Annotated in this window: 19 protein-coding genes; 14 read left to right on the top strand and 5 right to left on the bottom strand. The window is 74.2% G+C overall.

Features of this window, described 5'->3' with window-relative positions:
- Positions 1-68 precede the first annotated feature (68 nt).
- Both ACIRVF_RS17645 and ACIRVF_RS17650 read left to right on the top strand, forming a co-directional pair.
- On the top strand, positions 69-1937 hold the full coding sequence (locus ACIRVF_RS17645) for a glycosyltransferase family 2 protein (RefSeq protein WP_402817902.1): 1869 nt from the start codon (positions 69-71) through the stop codon (positions 1935-1937).
- 136 nt (positions 1938-2073) lie between these two features.
- Positions 2074-4185: an acyltransferase family protein gene (locus ACIRVF_RS17650; RefSeq protein WP_402817905.1), complete on the top strand. Its 2112-nt coding sequence runs from the start codon at positions 2074-2076 to the stop codon at positions 4183-4185.
- Positions 4186-4291: 106 nt separating this feature from the next.
- Here the strand turns inward: ACIRVF_RS17650 and ACIRVF_RS17655 are convergent, their stop codons facing one another.
- A complete protein-coding gene (locus tag ACIRVF_RS17655) occupies positions 4292-4765 on the bottom strand; it encodes a hypothetical protein (protein ID WP_402817908.1) in 474 nt (157 codons plus the stop codon).
- A gap of 283 nt (positions 4766-5048) precedes the next feature.
- Here ACIRVF_RS17655 and ACIRVF_RS17660 point away from each other — a divergent pair, with 283 nt between their 5' ends.
- The 4 genes from ACIRVF_RS17660 (at position 5049) to ACIRVF_RS17675 (ending at position 6951) form a co-directional block, all read left to right on the top strand.
- Positions 5049-5279, top strand: a complete 231-nt coding sequence (locus ACIRVF_RS17660) for a hypothetical protein (protein ID WP_402817911.1) — start codon at positions 5049-5051, stop codon at positions 5277-5279.
- A 39-nt stretch (positions 5280-5318) separates the two neighbouring features.
- Positions 5319-5825, top strand: coding sequence for a hypothetical protein (locus tag ACIRVF_RS17665; protein ID WP_402817914.1), 507 nt, complete (start codon positions 5319-5321; stop codon positions 5823-5825).
- The gene (locus tag ACIRVF_RS17670; RefSeq protein ID WP_402817917.1) at positions 5822-6463 is read left to right on the top strand and encodes a class I SAM-dependent methyltransferase; all 642 of its coding nucleotides are present in this window, start codon (positions 5822-5824) and stop codon (positions 6461-6463) included. The genes ACIRVF_RS17665 and ACIRVF_RS17670 overlap by 4 nt, the downstream gene beginning before the upstream one ends.
- An 89-nt stretch (positions 6464-6552) precedes the next feature.
- Complete coding sequence (locus tag ACIRVF_RS17675; protein ID WP_402817920.1) at positions 6553-6951, top strand: hypothetical protein; 399 nt, start codon at positions 6553-6555, stop codon at positions 6949-6951.
- An 88-nt stretch (positions 6952-7039) separates the two neighbouring features.
- Here the strand turns inward: ACIRVF_RS17675 and ACIRVF_RS17680 are convergent, their stop codons facing one another.
- Entirely contained in the window at positions 7040-7672 is a 633-nt protein-coding gene (locus tag ACIRVF_RS17680; protein WP_402817923.1) for a histidine phosphatase family protein, read from the bottom strand.
- Between the two features lie 82 nt (positions 7673-7754).
- The gene (locus tag ACIRVF_RS17685) at positions 7755-8672 is read right to left on the bottom strand and encodes an aldo/keto reductase (protein WP_402817926.1); all 918 of its coding nucleotides are present in this window, start codon (positions 8670-8672) and stop codon (positions 7755-7757) included.
- Positions 8673-8815: 143 nt separating this feature from the next.
- Here ACIRVF_RS17685 and ACIRVF_RS17690 point away from each other — a divergent pair, with 143 nt between their 5' ends.
- Genes ACIRVF_RS17690 through ACIRVF_RS17700 form a run of 3 tightly spaced genes read left to right on the top strand, consistent with a single transcriptional unit; the run spans position 8816 to position 11106 of the window.
- Positions 8816-9073, top strand: coding sequence for a hypothetical protein (locus ACIRVF_RS17690; protein ID WP_402817929.1), 258 nt, complete (start codon positions 8816-8818; stop codon positions 9071-9073).
- Positions 9070-10038, top strand: coding sequence for a D-2-hydroxyacid dehydrogenase family protein (locus tag ACIRVF_RS17695; RefSeq protein WP_402817932.1), 969 nt, complete (start codon positions 9070-9072; stop codon positions 10036-10038). Before ACIRVF_RS17690 ends, ACIRVF_RS17695 begins: the two co-directional genes overlap by 4 nt.
- A 42-nt stretch (positions 10039-10080) precedes the next feature.
- On the top strand, positions 10081-11106 hold the full coding sequence (locus ACIRVF_RS17700; protein WP_402817935.1) for a hypothetical protein: 1026 nt from the start codon (positions 10081-10083) through the stop codon (positions 11104-11106).
- Positions 11107-11116: 10 nt separating this feature from the next.
- Here the strand turns inward: ACIRVF_RS17700 and ACIRVF_RS17705 are convergent, their stop codons facing one another.
- A complete protein-coding gene (locus ACIRVF_RS17705) occupies positions 11117-12706 on the bottom strand; it encodes a M4 family metallopeptidase (protein WP_402817938.1) in 1590 nt (529 codons plus the stop codon).
- Between the two features lie 257 nt (positions 12707-12963).
- Between ACIRVF_RS17705 and ACIRVF_RS17710 the strand changes: the two genes are divergently transcribed.
- On the top strand, positions 12964-14292 hold the full coding sequence (locus ACIRVF_RS17710; protein ID WP_402817941.1) for a hypothetical protein: 1329 nt from the start codon (positions 12964-12966) through the stop codon (positions 14290-14292).
- Between the two features lie 4 nt (positions 14293-14296).
- On the opposite strand, the gene ACIRVF_RS17715 is transcribed toward ACIRVF_RS17710, so the two are convergent.
- Positions 14297-16393: an amino acid adenylation domain-containing protein gene (locus tag ACIRVF_RS17715; protein ID WP_402817944.1), complete on the bottom strand. Its 2097-nt coding sequence runs from the start codon at positions 16391-16393 to the stop codon at positions 14297-14299.
- Positions 16394-16596: 203 nt separating this feature from the next.
- On the opposite strand from ACIRVF_RS17715, the gene ACIRVF_RS17720 reads away from it, so the two are divergent.
- The 4 genes from ACIRVF_RS17720 to efeU all read left to right on the top strand — a co-directional run bounded on the left by ACIRVF_RS17720 (position 16597) and on the right by efeU (position 20977).
- Entirely contained in the window at positions 16597-17412 is an 816-nt protein-coding gene (locus ACIRVF_RS17720; RefSeq protein ID WP_402817947.1) for an ABC transporter ATP-binding protein, read from the top strand.
- A 142-nt stretch (positions 17413-17554) separates the two neighbouring features.
- On the top strand, positions 17555-18703 hold the full coding sequence (gene efeO, locus ACIRVF_RS17725) for an iron uptake system protein EfeO (RefSeq protein ID WP_402817950.1): 1149 nt from the start codon (positions 17555-17557) through the stop codon (positions 18701-18703).
- 80 nt (positions 18704-18783) lie between these two features.
- Positions 18784-20109 (top strand): iron uptake transporter deferrochelatase/peroxidase subunit, encoded by a 1326-nt coding sequence (efeB, locus tag ACIRVF_RS17730; RefSeq protein ID WP_402817953.1) that lies wholly within the window; start codon positions 18784-18786, stop codon positions 20107-20109.
- A gap of 34 nt (positions 20110-20143) precedes the next feature.
- The gene (efeU, locus tag ACIRVF_RS17735) at positions 20144-20977 is read left to right on the top strand and encodes an iron uptake transporter permease EfeU (RefSeq protein ID WP_402817956.1); all 834 of its coding nucleotides are present in this window, start codon (positions 20144-20146) and stop codon (positions 20975-20977) included.
- The last annotated feature ends 30 nt before the right edge of the window (positions 20978-21007 follow it).

A 21007-nucleotide genomic window follows, 5' to 3' on the forward strand; every position in this document is an offset into this window, starting at 1 on the left:
CAGACCAATGTGAGAGGCTGGGGTCGAACGGCAAGGTTCCGTCCGATGCCCAGGGGGGCCATTTCCGCATGCCCGTACTCCATGGCACCGCCGTGCCCGCACCCGGCACCGGTCCGCGCCGGACACCCGCGGACCCCGACCTCCGTCTGCCGAGGCCGCCCGACGACGAGGAGCTCTACTGGTACTTCGGCCCGCAGCGCCGCTGGGTGCTGCTGTGCGCCACCCTCTCCTACGCCGGAGCCACCGCCACCCTCGGCCTGTTCGCGCTGAGCAAGCCGCTGCTGTGGCCGTTCCTGCTGCTCACCCTGCTCAACGCCGCCACCTGGCTGCTCTCGCTCACCGACGGCCAGCGCGCCCGCCGCTACACCCGCGACTCGCACGACCTGCTGCTGCGCGCCTGGAACCCCGACCGCCACCCGAGCGTGGACCTGCTACTGCCCACCGCGGGCGAGCCGCTGGCCGTCCTCGACAACGCCTACCGGCACACCGCCGCCGTCCACTGGCCCGGCGAGCTCACCGTCCTGGTCCTCGACGACGCCGACCGCCCCGAGGTGCGCCGACTCGCCGAGTCCTACGGCTTCCGGTACCGCGCCCGCCCCGACCGCGGCCGGTTCAAGAAGGCCGGCAACCTCAACCACGGCCTGGCCGAGGGCGACGGCGAGATCGTCGCCGTGCTCGACGCCGACTTCTGCCCGCGCCCCGACTTCCTGCACCACCTGGTGCCCTACCTCGACAACCCCGGGGTCGGCATCGTGCAGAGCCCGCAGTGCTTCGACACCGACGCCGACATGTCCTGGCTCGAACGCGCCGCGGGAGCGACCCAGGAGATCTTCTACCGCTGGATCCAGCCCTCCCGGGACGCCCAGGACGGCACCGTCTGCTGCGGCACCAACGCGCTCTACCGGCGCGCCGCCCTGCAGCGGGTCGGCGGCTTCGCCGAGATCGACCACAGCGAGGACCTCTACACCGGCCTCGCCCTCGCCCGCGCCGGATGGAGCACCCGGTACGTTCCCGCGCTGGTCGCCAAGGGCATGTCGCCCACCGGCCTGCCCGCCTTCATCAGCCAGCAGTACCGGTGGTGCCTCGGCTCGCTCGCCCTCGTCCGCGACCCGGGCTTCCGCCGCGGACCGCTGCCGCGCTCGGCCCGGCTGTGCTTCTGGAACGGCATCCTCGGCTACCTGACCAGCGCGGTGAACGTGTTCGCCGTCCCGCTGCCCGCGCTGATCATGCTGTTCTTCGCCCCCGAGGAGATCCAGCCCTGGCAGGTGCTCCCCTTCCTGCCGCCGATCTGGGTCGCCCTCGTGCTGCTGCCCGCGATGTCCCGCACCCGCTGGCGCTTCGAGGTCACCCGGGTCCAACTCCTCGGCGGACTCTGCCACGTGGTCGCCATCGCGCACGCGCTGCGCCGGCGCTCCGCCGACTGGGTGCCCACCGGCGCCGTCACCGGCGGGACGTCACTGGCCCGGACCGTCGCCCGGCTCGGCGTCGGCTGGCTCGGCCTCGTCGTCCTCGCGGGCGGCGCGGGCCTGGTGCGCGCCGCGCTGGAGTACGGCTGGCGGCCCTTCTGGGCGCTCGCCGCGCTGCTCGGGCTCACCGCGTACACCATGGTCCCGCTGATCCGGGCGCTGTGGCCGCTGCTCGGCGGGCGCCGGGGAGCCGACGGGGAGGTCGCCCCACCGGCGCGGCGCCGCTCGGGCCCGGGCTCGCATCCCGGCACCGATCGCGGCACCGCCCTCGGCTCGGATCGCGGCACCGATCGCGGCACCGCCCTCGGCTCGGCTCGTGGCACCGCCCTGGGCTCGCATCCCGGCACCGATCGCGGCACCGCCCTCGGCTCCGACCCCGCCTTCGGGCGGGCGGAGGCCACCGCCGTCACCGCCGTACTGCTGCTGTGCGGGGTGCTGGCCTCCGGCTGGGCCGACCCGTTGATCTTCTGAACGGTCCGCGCTTCCGCCCCTCCCGTACCGCCTCCTTTCCTTGCGCGTCGCCCCACCGGCGCGGATCCCGCCGCCCGGCCGCCCCATCGGCCCGGCGGGCCCGACCACCGCTGCCAGCCCAGCAAGGAGCACCGCCGTGTCAACGGCCGTACCACCGACGTCGTCCACGTCCTCCGAAGAACTGCTGCCGGGAGTCGTCCGGGTGGACCGGCAGACCGCCCCGGCCCCGGAACCCGCCTCCGGCGAGGTGTTGCCGACGGGTGAGCCCCGCCGCCGCACCGCCTTCCGCCCCGACATCGAGGGGCTGCGCGGCATCGCCGTGCTCTCCGTCCTCGCCTTCCACGCCGCGGTCCCCGGCCCGACCGGGGGCTACGTCGGCGTCGACGTCTTCTTCGTCATCTCCGGTTTCCTGATCACCGGCCTGCTCACCGGCCGTCCGCTCGGCCCGTGGGACTTCGCCGCCCGCCGCGCCCGGCGCATCCTGCCCGCCGCCGCCGTCGTGCTGGTCGCCACCGCGGCCGCCGGCGGTGCCCTGCTCGACCCGCTGCGCGGCACCGACCTCGCCCGCGACCTGATCGCCGCAGCCGGCCAGTACGCCAACTGGCGCTTCGTCGGCCGGCAGACCGACTACCTGGCCGCCGAACGCGACCCCAGCCCGCTCCAGCACTTCTGGTCCCTCGGCGTGGAGAACCAGTTCTACCTGCTCTGGGGCGTCCTGCTGCTCGGCCTCGCCCGCTACCTGCACGGGCGCCGCCGCACCGTGGCGATCAGCCTCGCCACCCTCGCCGTCGGCGGCGCCTCGCTGGCCCTCTGCCTGCGCTGGACGGCGACCTCGGCGCCGCTCGCCTACTTCTCCACCGGCAGCCGACTCTGGGAGTTCGCGGCCGGGGCGTGCGCGGCCCTGCTGAGCAGCGCCCTCGCCGCCCGCACGCCGGGGCGCGGCCCGACCCGGGCGCTGCGGCCGCTCGGCCGGGCGGGACTGGCGGCCGTCCTCGGGTCGATCCTCCTCTACGACCGCACCACCCCGTTCCCGGGCGCGGCCGCGCTGCTGCCCGTCCTCGGAACCGCCGCCGTACTGCTGGCGGCCCCCTCCGACCGCCTCGTCGGCGGCCTGCTCGCCGCCCGCCCGCTGCGCGCCGCCGGGCGCCTCTCGTACGCCTGGTACCTGTGGCACTGGCCGGTGCTGACCATCGCCCAGGCCCGGTACGGCCAGCTGCCCTGGACGGTGCTCCTCGCCCTGACCGCGGCCAGCGCGCTGCCCGCCTGGCTCACCCTGCGCCTCGTCGAACAGCCGCTGCGGTACGGCAGCAGCCCGGCGCCCCGGCGCGGCCTCGCGGTCGGCGCCAGCGCCCTGGTCATCCCGCTGATCGCCGCCCTCACCCTCGGCGGCGGCACCGTCCGCGCGCTCGGCGGCGCCACGAACGCCCCGGTCGCCGCACCCGCCGGGGCCGCCGACGGGCCCACCCTGCTCGCCCCCGGCGTCCCGGTGCTCAGTCTCACCCCGTCGCTCGCCCGCGCCCGGGAGGACTTCCCGCCCGGCAAGGGCTGCGAGATCCCGCTCAACGCCGACCGCAGCCCGCGCTGCCTCTTCGGCAACGAGGACAGCCCCGACCGGATCGTGCTGCTCGGCGACTCGCACGCCGGACAGTGGATCTCGGCCGCGCTGAAGATGGCCGAACAGCGGCACTGGGCGCTGGAGGTCCTGGTCAAGCCCGGCTGCCCGCTGGCCACCCTGACCGTGCGCAACGACGTCCTCGGCCGCACCTACGACGAATGCGACCGCTGGCGCGAGAACACCCTCACCCGGCTCACCTCCGGGCCCCGGCCCCGGCTGGTCCTGATGGCCGGACTCAACCGCTACGGCAGCCAGGAGGAACGCACCGTGGGCTGGACCCGCACCCTGGACCGGCTCACCGCGCTCGGCGCCCCGCTCACCTACCTCGGCGACACCCCGATGCCGGGCAAGGACATCCCCACCTGCCTGGCCGCCTCCGACGGTCGCTCCGACGCCTGCTTCTTCCCCCGCGAGACCGCCTTCGAGCCCGACCCGATGCTCGACGGCGGCCTCGCGGCCCGCTACGGCGTCCGCACCCTGGACCTCGGGGCGCTGCTCTGCCCGGGCAGCGGGCCGAGCTGCCCGGCGGTGCTGGAGGGCGTGGTGCTCTACCGGGACACCGGGCACATCACCGACACCCTGGCCCGGGTGCTGGCACCCCGGCTGGACAAGGGGCTGCTGGGCGCGCCGTGACCGGTCCGCGCCCGACGGGGGGCCGGCACCGGATGTGCGGGGATGGGAACGGAACTCCCATCGGCCACCCGACGGTGAACCACGGGCCCTCCGCCGGGCGGAGGACTCAGCCGTAGAACTGGTGGCAGAGGCGGGCCTGCTCCGAGTCGGCCGGCCAGCGGCCGATGCGTTCGGCCTGCTCGCAGATGGTGCCCGGGCCGAGGGAGGGCACCTTCTGGGCTCCGCCGTTCGGGGTCGGGCGGGTGCCGGGGCTGGGATGCGGGGTGCGGCCGGACCTGGGACGGGCGCCGGGGGAGGGGTGCCGGCCGTCGGCGTGCTCCGCTCCGGCCTGGGCGGCCGCCGGGGTGGCCGGGTCCTCGCCCCCCGCCGGAGAGCGCTCGGCGCTGCTGGGCGAGGGCAGTGGGGACGGCAGTGGGGACGGCAGCGGGGACGGCGCGGGCGTGCCGTCCGTCAGCAGGTCCGAGGGGGCGGCGGAGGGCGAGGCGTCGGGCATGCTCACCACCCGGACGTCGTCCCCCGCGCCCGGGCCGCACATCACCAGGACCGCCGCCAGCACGGCGAGCGTCCCGCCAGCCGCCACCGCCCACGCCTTCCGCGATCGGCGCGGCGGCTCCGGCTCCGGGGGCACCGGCGGGCCCACGCGTGGCGGGCCGGCCTGGGGCGGAATGGGGACCGGCGGCGGCTGCCAGGCGTTCGACGGCCACTGCCACTGTCCTCCGGTGGGCTGCCCAGTCATCTGCTCGTCCTTCCAGCGCGCCCCCGCCGTACCTTTCCGTGCTCAACGAGCGCGCGGACTCCGGGACATGACCCGGAAGAGGGGTCTGGACGGGCGTGGATTGCCGCCGCGCCACATGCTGGGGGTCATGGAGACCAACAGCACGACCGCACACCTGGTCGAGGTGGCCGAGTTCCGTACCGACAGCCGCTACCGCCTCGTCCACTTCGAGGGGCACGGCTGGGAACCGCTCGCCCCCGAGGAGTTCGAGCCCCGGATCCACCAGCTCTTCCCCGACGTCGACCCGCGGGACCCGGTCAAGGTGCACTGGGCCGACCGGCCCTGGGAATGGCCGGCCTGGCACCCCGGTGAGGCCTGATCCACCGATCACCGCGCCGCCGTTCGCTACGCTTTCCGGGTGAGCGTGGATCACTTCTGGCGTCGCCTGCCGGGTCAGGCCGTGGACGCCTGTTCGCCCGAGGAACTCGGCGACCTGGTGCCCCGGAGCCGCGACCTCCGGTACGACCGACTGGCCGCCGACGGACTCGCCCTCGGGGTGCGGCAGACCGCCGCCCTGATGGAGGTCGCGCTCACCGAGAACGGACTGCACCCCGACCCGGCCGCCCGGTTGCCCGTCTACGGCGGCGCCCGCCCTGCGGCCGGAACCGGGATGCTCGTGCTGCGCCCCGAACAGGTCGCCGCGGCCTCCACCTTCCTGCGCGGCTCGGCGCTCGGCGAACTCGTCCGCCAGCAGGACACCGTGCTCGCCCGGCGGGTCGCCCAACTCGACTCCGCGCCGCCCTGGTCGGAGACCTGGGCCGCCCGCGTCGTCAACGACCTGCGCGAACTGCGGGACTTCTTCGCGGGCGCGGCCGCGGCCGGGGACGCGGTGGTCGTCCGGGAGTCGGCGGGGGCGGTCCGGTGAGCACCGCTGGGAGCGCCGCGGGCGCCACGAGTGGTGCGGGTCCCGCGGGCACCGCCGGTTACGGCGAGGCGGCGGAGCAACTCGCCGTCCAGTACGAGAGCGTGGCCTTCACCGACGTCCACCGCTCGCGCCTGCACCTCTACCCGGCCGCGCCCGCCGCCGTCCTGGACATCGGCGCCGGCACCGGACGCGACGCCGCCGCCCTGGCCGCCCTCGGCCACCGGGTGGTGGCCGCCGAACCGACCCCCGAGCTACGGGCGGTGGGCCGACGGCTGCACCCGGACGCGGACATCCGGTGGGTCGCCGACGCGCTGCCCGAACTGCCCCGGCTGAGCACCGAGGGCGAGCGCTTCGACCTCATCCTGCTCACGGCGGTGTGGATGCACCTGACCCCCGCCGAAGGCCCGACGGCCATGGACGCCCTCGCCCGCCTGCTCGCCCCCGGCGCCCGCCTCGCCCTCACCCTCCGCCACGGCCCCGTCCCACCCGGCCGCCGGATGTTCGACCTCCCGCCCGAGCACACCATCGCCCTGGCCCGGACCCGCGGCCTCCAACTGCTCCACCGCAGCGCCCGCCGCGACCTGCACGGCCGCGCGGACGTCAGCTGGACGGAACTGGTCCTGGGCCGCGGACACTGACGGACTCGTCCCGCCGCCGCCCGACACGAGGGGGCCCGGTCACGGTTCGCTCCCCGCCTCAGCCCTTCAACTCAACGAGCAGGAGCCTCATGTCGGTCGAGTTCGACATCCCGGAGTTCCCGGATGAGGAGCCTCCCCACGGGATCACCTGCCGAGAGAAGCCCTGGAACGGTGTCCTCGTCAGGGTGGACCGGATCCCGTTCAGGGCCGGAGACAAGGTCACCTTCGACGTCATGGTCTGTGGTGACTTCCACGGGCAGACCCCGGCCGCGACGGTCCAGGGTGTCGTGGCCGTCGCCGCCGACACCACCACGGTCCACTACACCATCCCGTGGGACGGCGTCCTGGACGTCGTCCCCGAGGGGTCCGTCGCGGTCTGCTACAGCCTCACGCCTGCCGACGGCAGCAAGCCGACGACCTCGGAGAGCGCCCTGGTCCTGTACTCCCGCCGACAGCCTGGCGGCGCCGTCTGCGGACCGGAGAGCTGAACGACCGCCGGCCGACGCGGCGTGGGCCGGCACCGCACCGGTGGCCGCCCCAGCCACGGCCGGGCAGCGGTAGCACGGCGGGCGCCGGTCAGCAGCGGAGTTCGGGCGGGAAACCCGTCCAGCGGAGTTCCTCGGGGAGGTGGCTCTGGTCGTTCAGCAGGAGGACGGAAGAGGGGCGGCCGGGGGTGAAGCGCAGGACGGTGAGGGCCGCGTTGGCGGCGTTGAGACCGAGCCAGCGCCACCTGGGGGCGTCCAGGGTGTGGCGGACCAGCCAGCCGACCAGGAAGGCGTGGGTGACGACCAGTTCGTGCCGCTCCTCGCCGCCCGGGACGGGCCCGGTGAACCGCTCGACGGCCCGGCGGGCCAGTTCCGGGCCCCGGGCGAGTTCCTCCGCCGAGGCGCCGGACAGGAAGTTCAGCAGGAACTCCGCGCTGTCGGCGGGCAGTTCGTCGGCCGCGGGCAGGTAGGGGACGTAGTCGTCGGCTTCCTCGCAGGCCGACACCGCCGCCCCGCCCAGCTGCTCCCCGACGAGCCGGGCGGTTTCCACGGCCCGGGGGAGCGGCCCGTGGTGCACCGCCGTGATGGGGCGGTTCGCCAGGCGGCGGCCGAGCAGGACGGCCTGGCGGCGTCCGGCGGCGGTGAGTCCGCCGCCGTCCGGTCCGTCGGAGGCGGCCTCGCCGTGGCGGGCCAGGTAGAGGTAGCGGGTGGCGGTGCCGGGCATGCTGCGGGGTTCCTCGACTCTTCGGTGATCTTCGGGCTCGGTGTTCTTCAGCGACGCCCGCGGAGCCGCTTCCGGTTCCGGGTCAGCCGGCGTGGGCCCGGTCCAGCAGGGCGAGTTCCTCTGCCGTCAGCCGCACCGCGCCCGCGGCGATGTTGTCCTCCAGGTGCGCCACGTCGCCGGTGCCCGGGATGGCGAGGACGTGCGGGCCGCGGTGCAGCGTCCAGGCGAGCCGGACCTGGGCGGTGCTGATCCCGCGGGCATCGGCCACCGCCTGGACCTGGGAGGGTTCGGCTCCACCGGCGCCGTGCTGCCGGCCGTCGCCCGCGATGGCGTAGAAGGGGACGAAGGCGATGCCCTGCTCGCCGCAGAGCCGCAGCAGTTCGTCCTGGGCGGGGGAGGCGCCGATGCCGTACGGGTTCTGCACGCAGGTGACCGGGGCGATGTCCTGGGCCTCGGCCAGCTGGTGGGGGTGGATGTTGGACAGCCCGAGCCGGCGGATCAGGCCGGCCTGCTGCAGTTCGACGAGCGCGCCGAAGCGTTCGGCGATCGAGTCGGTGCCGAGGATGCGCAGGTTCACCAGGTCGAGGTGGTCGCGGCCGAGTTGGCGCAGGTTCTCCTCGACCTGGGCGCGCAGTCCGGCCGGGGTGCGGGCGTGCTCGGTCCACCGGCCGTCGGGACCGCGGGCGGGGCCGACCTTGGTGGCGATCACCAGGCCATCCGCGTACGGGGCGAGGGCGCGGTTGATCAGCTCGTTGGCGGAGCGCAGCGGCGAGAAGTAGAACGCGGCGGTGTCGATGTGGTTGACGCCCAGTTCGACGGCGCGGCGCAGCACCCGCAGGGCCTGCTCGCGGTCGCGCGGCACGGCGTCGGGCACCAGCGCCGGGCCGGTCTGCGGCAGGCGCATCGCGCCGAAGCCGATCCGGTGGACGGCGCGGTCGCCGAGCTGCCAGGTGCCGGAGGCGGCAGCGGTCACGGTGGTCACGGTGGTGTCGGAGGTCATGCCGGTCATGATCGCTTCTGCACTAGCCTGGCCGCCACTGATTCGCAGATGTGCGAATCCATGCGAATCCAAGGGCACGGCCGGGGGGTGAGTGGTGGCGGAACTGCGGTTCACGGCGGGCGACGTGGCGCCGGACCGCCGCCGTGGACGGCCGCGAGGTCGCGCTCACCCGCCAGGACGTCCGCGGCCTGCGCACCCTGATCGAGCTGGGCGAAGGGCTGCACGACGCGCGGGACATCCTGCTGCACGGCTGGGGCGTCCTGCTCGGCCCCCAGGAGCTGCGGTACCCGATGGCCGTCCTGCGGACGAGGCTCGGCGAGCCCTGGTGGATCGTCCGGGCCGGGGACCGCTACGGCCTGCGGCCCCCGGCCCCACCGCCGTCTGGCAAGCTGCCGTCATGACGCTTCCGATGCTTCGCTGCGCCGTCCTGGACGACTTCCAGGGCGTCGCCACCAGCTCCGCCGACTGGTCGTCGATAGCCGACCGGGTCGAGGTGACCTCCTTCCGCGAGCACCACGGCTCGGAGGACGAACTGGCCGCCGCGCTCGCCGGGTTCGACATCGTGGTCACCCTGCGCGAGCGGGTGCCGTTCCCCGCCACGCTGTTCGCCCGGCTGCCGCGGCTCGAACTGCTGGTCGCCTCCGGCATGCGCAACTCGGTCATCGACCACGCCGCCGCCGCGGCCCACGGCGTCACGGTCTGCGGCACCGCCAGCTCCGGCACCCCGCCGGTCGAGCTGACCTGGGCGCTGCTGCTCGGCCTCGCCCGCGGCATCGTCCAGGAGAACACCGCGCTGCGCGAGGGCGGACCGTGGCAGAGCACCGTCGGCGCCGACCTGCACGGGCGGACGCTCGGGCTGCTCGGCCTCGGGCGGATCGGCGCCCTGGTGGCCAGGGTGGGCGTGGCCTTCGGCATGGACGTGCTCGCCTGGAGCCGGAGCCTGACCGACGAGCGGGCGGCGGAGGCGGGCGTGCGCCGGGCCGGTTCCAAGGAGGAACTGCTGCGGGAGAGCGACTTCGTCTCGGTCCACCTGGCCTCGAACGCGGACACCCACGGGCTGATCGGCGCCGCCGAACTCGCCCTCATGAAGCCCGACGCCTACCTGGTCAACACCTCCCGGGCGGCGATCGTCGACCAGGACGCGCTGCTCTCCGCGCTCACCGGGGGCCGGATCGCGGGCGCCGCCCTGGACGTCTTCGACGTCGAGCCGCTGCCCGCCGACCACCCGCTGCGCAGCGCGCCCCGGCTGCTCGCCACCCCGCACCTGGGGTACGTCTCGCAGGACAACTACCGGCGGTACTTCGGCGAGGCGGTGGAGGACATCGAGGCCTTCCTCAAGGGTGAGCCGATCCGCCGTCTGGGCTGACACGACCGTCCGTGCCCCGGCGGCCGGTCGCATACTGACGGCATGACGGGCGGAGACGGTTGTGGCCACCGGGGGACGGGCCGGCGCGGGGTGCTGCGGGCGGGGGCGGCGGCGGTGCTGCTGGGGGCGGTGGGGTGTTCGAGCGGCGGCAAGCCCGTCGGGGCGCTCTCCGGTTCGGGTACGACGACGCCGACCGGGACCGCATCCCCGACCGCGACGCCCGCCGCGCCCTCGACCCCGCTGCCCAACCCGCCGCTCTGGCAGCCCGGCCCCGGCGAGATCCAGCCGGACGTCAAGCGCCGCGCCGTCGAGCTGGTCGCCGCGCTCGGGGCCTGGCCTGCCGGCGGCCAGGGTGCGGAGGCGGCCCGGTCCCGGGTGGCGGCGCTCGGGCTGCCGCCGGGCCTGGCGGACCAGGCCGGGCGGCTCGCCCCGGCGGCGGCCGAGGCGAGCCTGGAGGTGATCGACGCCCAGTACGGCGGGATCCTGGTCGACTCGGCCAGCGTGCTGGTGGTCTGCCGGCAGTGGACCCGGCAGCCGGACGGCTCGGTGGCCCCGGGCGGGATCACCGTGGACGTCCGGCTGAGCCGGGCCGAGCCGCGCTGGACGGTCACCGCACTGCACCCGGGCGACCCGGGCCCGGCCGCCGCCTCGCCCGCCCCGGCGGTGGCGAAGGTGCTGGCCGAGCCGAGGATCGAGCTGCCGCCGGGGGCGGCGGACGACCTGCGCAGCGGCACGGTGCACGACACCGTCCTGGCGGCGATGCTGCGGCTGGCCGGCCCGTACGCGCTCTCGGTGAGCGTGGTGCGCAGCGGCCACCCGCTGGACGTCTTCGGGACGACCCGGCCCAGCGACCATCCGCTGGGCCGGGCCTTCGACGTCTGGCGGATCGACGGCCGGGCGGTGGTGGACCCGGCCACGCCCCGGCAGCTGATCGAGTCCTTCATGCGGGACGCGGCGGCGGCCGGTTCGTACAACGTGGGCGGGCCGGTGGCGATCGCGGGCGTCGGCAACCAGTTCTTCACCGACGACACCCATCACGACCACGTCCACATCGGGTTCAACAGCTAGCGCCAGAAGGCTAGTTGACGCCGACCGCGGTCCAGGCCGCGGCGACCGCGTTGTACTCGGTGCTGCCGGCGCCGTACAGGTCGCGGGCGGCGTTGAGGGAGGCCGCGCGGGCGCCCTTGTAAGTGGTGGTGGAGGTCATGTAGACGGTCAGCGCGCGGTACCAGATCTTGGCGACCTTCTGGTTGCCGATGCCGGTCACCGTGGACTTGTCGCAGGTCGGGCTGTTGTAGGTGACCCCGTTGACGGTCTTGCTGCCGCTGCCCTCGCTGGCCAGGTAGAACCAGTGGTTGCCGACGCCGGAGGAGTAGTGGACGTCGAGCTTGCCGACCGAGCTGGTCCAGCAGTCGGCGGACCTGCCGTCCAGCGAGGGCCTGTCGAAGCGGCGCAGCCACGGCGGGGTCGACTGGTCGCTGAACAGGTAGTCGCCGGTGTCGACCTTGTTGTTGGCGTACCACTCCACCATGGTGCCGAAGATGTCGCTGGTGGACTCGTTGAGGCCGCCGGACTCGCCGCTGTAGCGCAGGTTGGCGGTGGCGCTGGTGACACCGTGGGTCATCTCGTGGCCCATGGTGTCGAGGTCGACCTGCTCGGGGTCGGTGCTGCCGTCGCCGTCGCCGGTCATCATGCAGAAGCAGCTGTCGGACCACTGGGCGTTGTCCCAGTTGGTGCCGACGTGGACGAAGACGGTGGCGCCCTTGCCGTCGTTCTTGATGCCGTTCCGGCCGTGGACGTTCTTGTAGTAGTCGTACGTCCAGGCGGTGTTGGCGTGGGCGTCGACCGCGGCGGTGGCGCGGTCGGCGGAGAACTTCTTTCCGTCGCCCCAGACGTTGGTGGTGCTGGTGAACGGAGTGCCGGAGGTCGCCTTGATCGAGCCGGCGGAGAGGTTGCCGGCGTCCTTGGTGACGTGGCCGCGGACCGGGTCGGTGAGGGTGTAGCCGCCGCTGGTCCGGGTGGTGTCGATGGTGACCTGGCCGGTGTACTCGGAGTTCCCGGTGCCGGCGGCCTGGTGCTCGGCGTCGTAGGACTCGATCTGCTCGCCGGTGGTGGCGTCGGTGACGACGACCTTGCCGGCCGGCTGGCCGTGCTCGCCGGTGCCCTCGACGGTGGTGCGCCAGGCGAGCCGGGGGGTGCCGTCGGCGGCCCAGACCACCAGCTCGGGGGTGCTGACGGCGTCCCTGACGCCGGGGGCGGCGGAGATCGCGTCGGCGGCGCCGGACCGGGCGGGCACCTTGGGGGTGGTGGACCTCACGGCGGCGTCGTGGGCGGCCGCGCGGGAGGTGTCCTTGAGCTTGCCGCGGGCGTCCTGGTGGACGACCAGGTCGCCGCCGACCACCGGGAGGCCCTGGTAGGTGCGGTCGAAGCGGACGTGCGAGACGCCGTCGGCGTCGAGGACGACGTCCTTGAGGACGAGGTCCTGGCCCTCGCCGTAGCCGAACACCCCGGCGTTGTGGGCGACGTTGGCGCGGGCCTGGGCTATCGCGGCCTCCCGCGTGGCGGGTGCGGCGGCGGCCGTGGTGGGGACGGCCACGGCGGCGAGCGCGGCGACGACGGCGATGGCTCCGGCCGTGCGGACACGACGGGAGGAGGACGTGGGGGTCACTCTGGCTCCAGTGGGGGTAGCTGCAGGGAAAAGAGCTGCGACCGAGATTGACGGCGGTCAGTCAGGTTCAGCTAGAGGAAAGGTCATAACTTTGCCAAGTTGTGTCCTGGTCAAATCAAAAATGATCGAAAGTTAACAAGCGCTCCACACTGCCGTCGTGACGATCAATTACCGGGCGACCGACGACCGGCGACCGACGGACGGTGGCGCGGCGCGGGGCTGTCGGGGCTCCCGCCCGGGGTCTAGGCTCTCGGGGCATGGACGGATGGGTGGGGGCCTGGACCGGCGGGCGGGCGGCGGTGCACCTCGGCAACGTCGCGGACTTCAACGCGCAGTTCTTCGCCCCGGGCATGGACGCGGAGCAGCGCGCGCGGCGGCTGCGGCAGGCCCACCACTACGCCTGCCTGGCCGTCGGGTACAGCCCGGAACCGGCGGTGCTGGTGCTGCCCGCCGAGGTCGACCGGGAGTGGACCGACTGGCTGGCCCGGGAGTTGGCGTGGGGGCCGGTCGAGGTGCACAGCGGGCTGGCCCCCGGCCTGACCCTCGCCGAGGCGCTCGCCGCCCGGCCCGCCCTCGCCGCGCGGATCGCCGACTCCGGCCACCCGGTGGTCAGTTGGGGCCGTACCGCCGCGCAGGGCGAGGGGCCCGAGCTGGCCGCCGTGCGACGGTACGAGTCCAAGGCCGCCGCGCACGGGCTGTTCGCCGCCCTGGCCGCCGAGCACCCGGGGATCGTCGTCCCGGCGCAGGAGCGTCCGGAGAGCCGCCGGCGGGCGGCGAGGCGGCTGACCGTCCGCGCCGCCCGGGGCCTGACCACCGTACTGAAGAGCCCGCACGGCGTCGGTGGCTACGGCACCGTGGTGGTCGAGCCCGCCGAGCTGTTCGCCGCCGGCGGCGGGGGCGCCCTGCTGCGCCGCCTGGTCCGCTCGGAAGTCCTGCCTCGGCAGGGCGAGTTGCTGCTGGAGGAGTACGTCGACCCGGGCCCGGCCGCCCGGCTGCGCGATCTCACCTATGACGTCGTGGTCGGCCCGGACGGCACCGTGCACCCCGTCGGCGCGGGCGCCATGGAGGTGGCCGGCACCCGCTACCAGGGCGTCACCGTCGGCCCCGGCGCCGTCCCGCGGGCCGCCGCCGAGACGGCCCGCCGGTTCGCCCTCGCGGTGGGGGAGCGGCTCGCCGCCGACGGCTACCGGGGCTGGTACGACGTCGACTTCGTCACCGACCGGCAGCGCCGGCTCGCCCCCACCGAGATCAACCTGCGGCTGACCGGCCCGGCCATCGCCTTCGTGCTGCGCGAACGCCTCGACCAGGTGCGCGGCCCGGGCCACCTGGTCCGCACCCTGGACGCGCTGCCGCTCGGCGCCCGGCTCGCCCCGGAGGCGCTGCACGACCACCTGGACCGGCTGCGCCCGCGCTGCGCCCGGCTCGGCGTCACCCTGCTGCCGCTGATACCGACGGCGGGCCGAGACCCGGAACCCGCCGTCGGCCTCGCCCTCGCCGGGCCGGACACCGAGGCACTGGACGCCGCCCAGGCCGTGGTCGAGGCGGCCAACCACGCCCTGGCCGGAATGTTCGAGGCGCTGCGCTGAGGCCCTACTTCCTCGCCTTCGGCCGGCTCAGCAGGAACACCACGACCACCACCGCGGCCAGCATCAGCGGGATGTTGAACACGTAGACCATGGTCGTCTCGCGCGGCCAGTCGGTGGCGGCCGTCAGCCGGTACAGGTTGTCCTGCGGCCACCAGGACGCGAGCAGCCAGAACACCGACAGGTACGTCAGCAGCGACAGCCTGAGCGAGCGGCCCTGCCGCAGCACGGCCGGGAGACCGAGGAGGAGGAAGGCCAGCCCGGCGCCGAAGGAGGCGGACTCGGCCCAGTAGAGCAGTCCGAACCAGAAGTGGTAGTCGGCGGGCACCCCGGATAGGTCCGTCGAGCCGGGGTAGAAGTAGTCGGTGGTCCACCGGGCGAGGACGGTGGCGACCACCGTGACGAAGAGCGCGAAGCAGCCCACCCCGTCCTTGTCGGACACCCCGGCCGGCCGCCCGGCCTTCCCGCCGCCCTTGCGGCTGCCACCCGCCTTGGCGGAGCGCGGCGCGGAGTGCTTCGGCGGGGCCGGCAGCGGCAGCGCGGCGCGGTCCAGCTTGCCGGCCCGGGTGCGCGGCAGCTCCGGGACGGGGATGACGGCGGCGGGCGCGGAGAAGCCCTTGAGCTGCCTCGTCAGGTACTGGCTGAGCGACCAGCCGTCCACACCGTCCGCCTGCGGATCGGTCACCGCGTAGCCGACCATCACCCGCTGCCCCGGCGTCGGGTACACCTCGACCACGGCCGCCTCCCGCACCGCGGGGTGGGCGCGCAGCGCCCCCTCCGCCCGGGCCGCGGCCTTGACCCGGGTGGTCACGGTGGTCACCCGGTCCGACCCGAGCGGACCGACCACGGTCGCGGCCCGCCCGACGAACTCCAGCACGCCGTCCGCCCGCAGCAGCCCGAGGTCGCCGGTGAGCAGCACCCGCCCGTCCGGGTCGAAGCTCGCCCGGATGAAGCGGCGGGCGGTCTCCGCCGACCGGTTGAGGTAGCCGCGGGTCAGCCCGCCGCCCGCGATCGCGATCTCGCCCACCCGCCCGGGCGGCACCGGGGCACCGGTGGGGCCGAGCACGTACACCCGGGCGCCGGGGAAGGGCCGGCCGATCAGCGAGACCAGCTCCGCCCCCTCGGCGACGGCCGCACCGCGCACGTCGAAGTAGGTGCTGTCGACGGTGGCCTCGGCCAGGCCGTAGACGTTGAGCACCCGGGTGAAGTCACCGAGCAGCCGCTGCAGGGCCACCTGCTCGTCCAGGTACCACTTCTCGGCGCCGACGGTGACCAGCCGCACCCCGGGCAGCCCGGCGCCGCCGGCCTCCAGCAGGGCGGTGAGGCGGCGGGCGGTGCGGACGTTCAGCTCCATGACCGTGATTCGCTCCTCCGCCACCAGGGCGGGCAGGGCGGCCAGGTCGGCGGTGCGGTCCAGGGTGAGGTTGAACGGCGTGACCACCAGGGTGGCGCCGGTGCACAGCGCGCGGACCCAGTCGGCGGTGAAGACGTCGAACTCCAGGCTCGCGGTCTGCAGGATCCGGTCCCCGGCCGTCAGCCCGTACACCTCGCGCCAGCCCGCGTACGCGGCCAGCAGGTTGCGGTGCTCGACCAGGGCGCCGGTGGGCAGGCCGGTGGAGCCGGAGGTGTAGAACACGCAGGCCAGGTCGCCCGGCCCGACCTCGGGGCGCTCGAACTCCCCTTCCGGCGGGCCGGCTTCGGCCGGGTCGTCCAGGCAGACGACCGGCGACCCGCCCGCGTCCGCCAGCCGCGTCCGGTGGCGCTGCTCGGTCAGCACCAGATCCGGCGCCGCGTCGGCCAGCACGTGCCGCAGCAGCGCGTCGGGCGCGGTCGGCTCCAGCGGCACGAACGCGGCGCCCGCCTTGAGCACCGCGAGCACCGCCACGTACACCTCGGTGCCCCGGCCGAGCGCGACCGCGGCCCGGCCGCCCGGGCGCAGTCCGCGCCGGGCCAGTACGGCGGCCAGCCGGTCGGCCCGCTCGTCCAGCTCCCCGTAGGTCAGCTCCGCCCCGCCGCAGCGCACCGCGACCGCCTCCGGGGCCCGGCGGGCCCGCCGCTCGACCAGCCCGTGCAGGCTCTCCGGCCGTTCCTCCTCCGCCACCATCACGCCTCCCCCTCGCTCCCCTCGGAAAGGCACAATCCTCCTCCCAACTCCCCTCGTACAACAGGGTTCTGCGAAGTCCACCCACCGGACGGCCGGGCTCCGCCCGGGCCGACGGCTGTACGGTGCACACGGACGGTCCGCGCCGGCCGGTCGGTACGGCGCCCCGCCCGTTCCCTGCCCGGCGCCATGAATCGGAGTTCCCCATGAGCCCGTCCTTCGACGGCCCGCTGCTGCGCACCCAGGACGTGGACGTCGTGCGCGACGGCCGGCACCTGCTGCGCGGCATCACCCTGGAGATCCGGCCCGGCGAGCACTGGGCGCTGCTCGGCCCCAACGGGGCGGGCAAGTCCACCCTGCTCGCCCTGCTCGGCGCGGTCTCCCACCCCACCCGGGGCACGGTGGACGTGCTCGGCCGCCGGCTCGGCCGGGTGGACATCCGCGAGCTGCGCGCCCACCTCGGGCACGTGAACCCGCGCCACCCGCTGCGCTCGCCGCTGAGCGTGCGCGAGGTGGTGCTCACCGGGTCCACCAACACCATCGAGCCCGAGTGGCACCGCAAGCCCGCCCCCGAGGCGGTGGAGCGCGCCGAGCAGCTGATCGAGACGCTCGGCATGGGCGCGATGGCCGAGGCCCCGTGGACCACCCTCTCCCAGGGCGAGCGCGGCCGGGCACTGATCGCCCGCGCGCTGATGCCCAGCCCCCGGCTGCTGCTGCTCGACGAGCCCGCCACCGGGCTGGACCTGACCGCCCGCGAGCTGCTGCTGGACAGCCTGGACCTGCTGCGCCACCAGCATCCCGAGCTGGCCAGCGTCCTGGTCACCCACCATCTGGAGGAGCTGCCGGAGAGCACCACCCACGCCCTGCTGCTGCGCGGGGGCGAGTGCGTGGCGGCCGGGCCGGTGGACGAGGTGATGACCACCGAGCTGATCAGCGAGACCTTCGGCCACCCGATCCGGATCAGCCGCCACGAGGGCCGCTGGACGGCCCGGGCGGCCGCCCGCCGCGTGCCCGGGAGATAACGGTTCGGGCTGGGCAGGGGGGCCGGGTACCAACGGTAAAGAGTTCTTACGTAAGGTATGCCTTAGCTAAAAAGGAGGCACCGGCCCGGCCGGCGCTTTACCCGGCCTTGGCACCCCCATGCCCTTTTCCGTTGGAGCTCCCATGCCCGCCCGCCGCCGTTCCACCGCAGCCGCCCTGCTCAGCCTCGCCGTGGCGACCGCAGCCCTGGCCGGCTGCGCCTCGAAGAAGGACGACCAGGCGGGCGGCGCGGACGCGGTCAAGGTCAACGCCACCGACACCGCCTGCGAGGTCTCCACGACCAGCTTCCCGGCCGGCCACGTGGTGCTGGACATCAGCAACAAGGGCTCCAAGACCACCGAGGTCTACGTCTACGCCCCCGGTGACAAGATCGTCACCGAGCGGGAGAACATCGGCCCCGGCACCAGGGCCAGCATCAACGCCGAGATCAAGGCCGGCTCGTACGAGATCGCCTGCAAGCCCGGCATGGTGGGCGACGGCATCCGCCAGAAGATCACGGTGACCGGCGAGGGCGGCAGCACCGCCCCGGCCGACCCGCGCCTGGCCGCCGCCGTCGACTCCTACCGCAAGTACGCCCAGGAGCAGGCCGACGCCACCGTCCCGGCCGTCGAGGCCTTCGCCGCCGCGATCAAGGGCGGTGACCTGGAGAAGGCCAAGTCGCTGTACGCGCCCTCGCGCACCGGCTGGGAGCGCACCGAGCCGGTCGCCGAGAGCTTCGGGGACGTCGACCCCAAGACCGACACCCGTGAGGACAAGCTGGAGCAGGGCCAGGCGTGGACCGGCTGGCACCGGCTGGAGAAGGCGCTCTGGGCCGACGCGAAGACCGGCGACGACGAGAAGAAGCTCGCGGACCAGTTGGTCGCCGACCTCAAGGACTGGCAGAAGAAGATCCCCGAGGCGGAGATCACCGCGACCAGCATGGCCAACGGCGCCAAGGAGCTGCTGGACGAGGTCGCCACCAACAAGATCACCGGCGAGGAGGACCGCTACAGCCACACCGACCTCGCGGACTTCCAGGCCAACGTCGAGGGCGCCCAGAAGGCCTACGAGCTGCTGAAGCCGGTCGCCGCCGAGAAGGACCCCGAGCTCGCCAGGACGCTCGACTCCGAGTTCGCCGCCATCAACGCGCTGCTGGCCAAGTACAAGCAGACCGACGGCACCTTCACCCCCTACGACAAGGTCACCGAGGCCGAGCGCAAGGCCTTCTCCGACGCGGTGAACTCGCTGGGCGAGCCGCTGTCGAAGCTGGCCGCCGCCGTGGTCGTCAAGTAGGACCTCGACCAGATCGTCAAGCAGCCGGTCCCCGGCCGCAGTTCAGTAGTTCCGCAAGAGTGAGAAGGGCCCGCCCGCCGATGGACGCCGAGAACGAGCAGCAGGACGGCACCCCGGCCGCTGCCGCCACTGCCACCCCCGACCGGGCCCCGGTCAGCCGGCGCGCCGTCATCGGCTGGGCGGGCGCGGGCGTCGCCCTCGGCGCCGCCGCCGTCGGCTCGGTCGCGGCGGCCGTCCGGCAGGACGACGCCCCGGCACCGGCGGCGAACGCCGTGGTCGGCGGCGAGGTGCCGTTCTACGGCGAGCACCAGGCGGGCATCTCCACCCCGGTCCAGGACCGGCTGCACTTCGCGGCCTTCGACGTCTCCGAGAAGGCCACCCGGGAGTCCCTGGTCAAGCTCCTCAAGGAGTGGACCAAGGCGGCCGCCGCGATGACCGGCGGCCGCGAGGTCGGCACCGGCGCGGTCCCGGCCTCCGCCGAGGCCCCACCGGACGACACCGGCGAGGCGCTCGGCCTGCCCGCCTCCCGGCTCACCCTGACCATCGGCTTCGGGCCGAGCCTGTTCGAGAAGTCCGGCCCGGACGGTCAACCCGTGGACCGCTTCGGCATCCGGGCCCAGCGCCCCGACGCCCTGATCGAACTGCCGAACTTCAAGGGCGACAAGCTCGACCCGCTGCGCAGCGGCGGTGACCTGTGCGTCCAGGCCTGCGCCGACGACCCCCAGGTCGCGGTGCACGCGATCCGCAACCTGGCCCGGATCGGCATGGGCACCGTCAACATCCGCTGGTCCCAGCTCGGTTTCGGGAAGACCTCCTCGACCACCCCGGACGAGCAGACCCCGCGCAACCTGATGGGATTCAAGGACGGCACCCACAACATCGCGGGCACCGACACCGCCAACCTGTCCGAGCACGTGTGGGCCGCCCCCGGCGACGGCCCGGAGTGGATGACCGGCGGCTCCTACCTGGTCGCCCGGCGGATCCGGATGCACATCGAGACCTGGGACCGCGCCTCCCTCAAGGACCAGGAGGACACCTTCGGCCGCACCAAGGGCGAGGGCGCCCCGTACGGCAGGGCCAAGGAGCACGACGCCCCGGACCTCAAGGCGATGCCCGCGACCTCACACGTAGCCCTGGCCCACCCGGACGCCAACAACGGCCTGATGATCCTGCGCCGCGGCTTCTCCTTCACCGACGGCACCGACGGCCTCGGCCGCCTGGACGCCGGACTGTTCTTCATCGCCTACCAGCGCGACACCCGCAAGGCCTTCGTGCCGCTGCAGCAGCGGCTCGCGGCCTCCGACAAGCTCAACGAGTACATCCAGCACGTCGGCTCCGCCCACTTCGCCTGCCCGGCGGGGGTGCGCAAGCCGGGGGAGTGGTGGGGCCAGGCCCTCTTCGGCTGATGTCACCCACCCCCACCACCACGAGGAGTCAGCCGTGTTCGGCAACTACCTGATCGGCCTGCGCGAAGGCCTCGAAGCCAGCCTGGTCGTCTGCATCCTGATCGCCTATCTGGTCAAGACCGACCGCCGGGACAAGCTGCCGCCGGTGTGGCTCGGCGTCAGCGCGGCCGTGGTGCTCTCCATGGCCTTCGGCGCGGTGCTGCAGTTCGGCTCCTCGCAGCTCACCTTCGAGGCCCAGGAGGCGCTCGGCGGCTCGCTGTCGATCATCTCGGTCGGGCTGGTGACCTGGATGGTGTTCTGGATGCGGCGCACCGCCCGGCACCTGAAGACCGAACTGCACGGCAAGCTGGACGCGGCGGTCGCGATGGGCACGACGGCCCTGGTGGTCACCTCCTTCCTGGCCGTCGGCCGCGAGGGCCTGGAGACCGCGCTGTTCATCTGGTCGGCCGTGCAGGCCACCGACGACGGCTGGAACCCGCTGATCGGCGCCGCGCTCGGCCTCCTCACCTCGGTGGTGCTCGGCTGGCTGTTCTACCGGGGCGCGCTGAAGATCAACCTGGCCAAGTTCTTCACCTGGACCGGCGCGATGCTGGTCGTGGTCGCGGCCGGCGTGCTCGCCTACGGGGTGCACGACCTCCAGGAGGCCGGCTGGCTGCCCGGCCTGCACTCGCCGGCCTTCGACATCTCCAGCACCATCCCCAAGGACAGCTGGTACGGCACCCTGCTGAAGGGCGTGTTCAACTTCCAGCCGGACCCGACCGTCCTGCAACTGGTGGTCTGGCTGGCCTACCTGCTGCCCACCCTGGCCGTCTTCTTCAACCTGTTCGGGAGCAGGGCGAAGCCCGTCACCGCCAAGTCGGCCGCCTGACCCGGCAGTTCGACCTCACTCCACCGCCCC

This window comes from Kitasatospora sp. NPDC101157 (assembly GCF_044768255.1).
In the GTDB taxonomy this organism is placed as follows: domain Bacteria; phylum Actinomycetota; class Actinomycetes; order Streptomycetales; family Streptomycetaceae; genus Kitasatospora.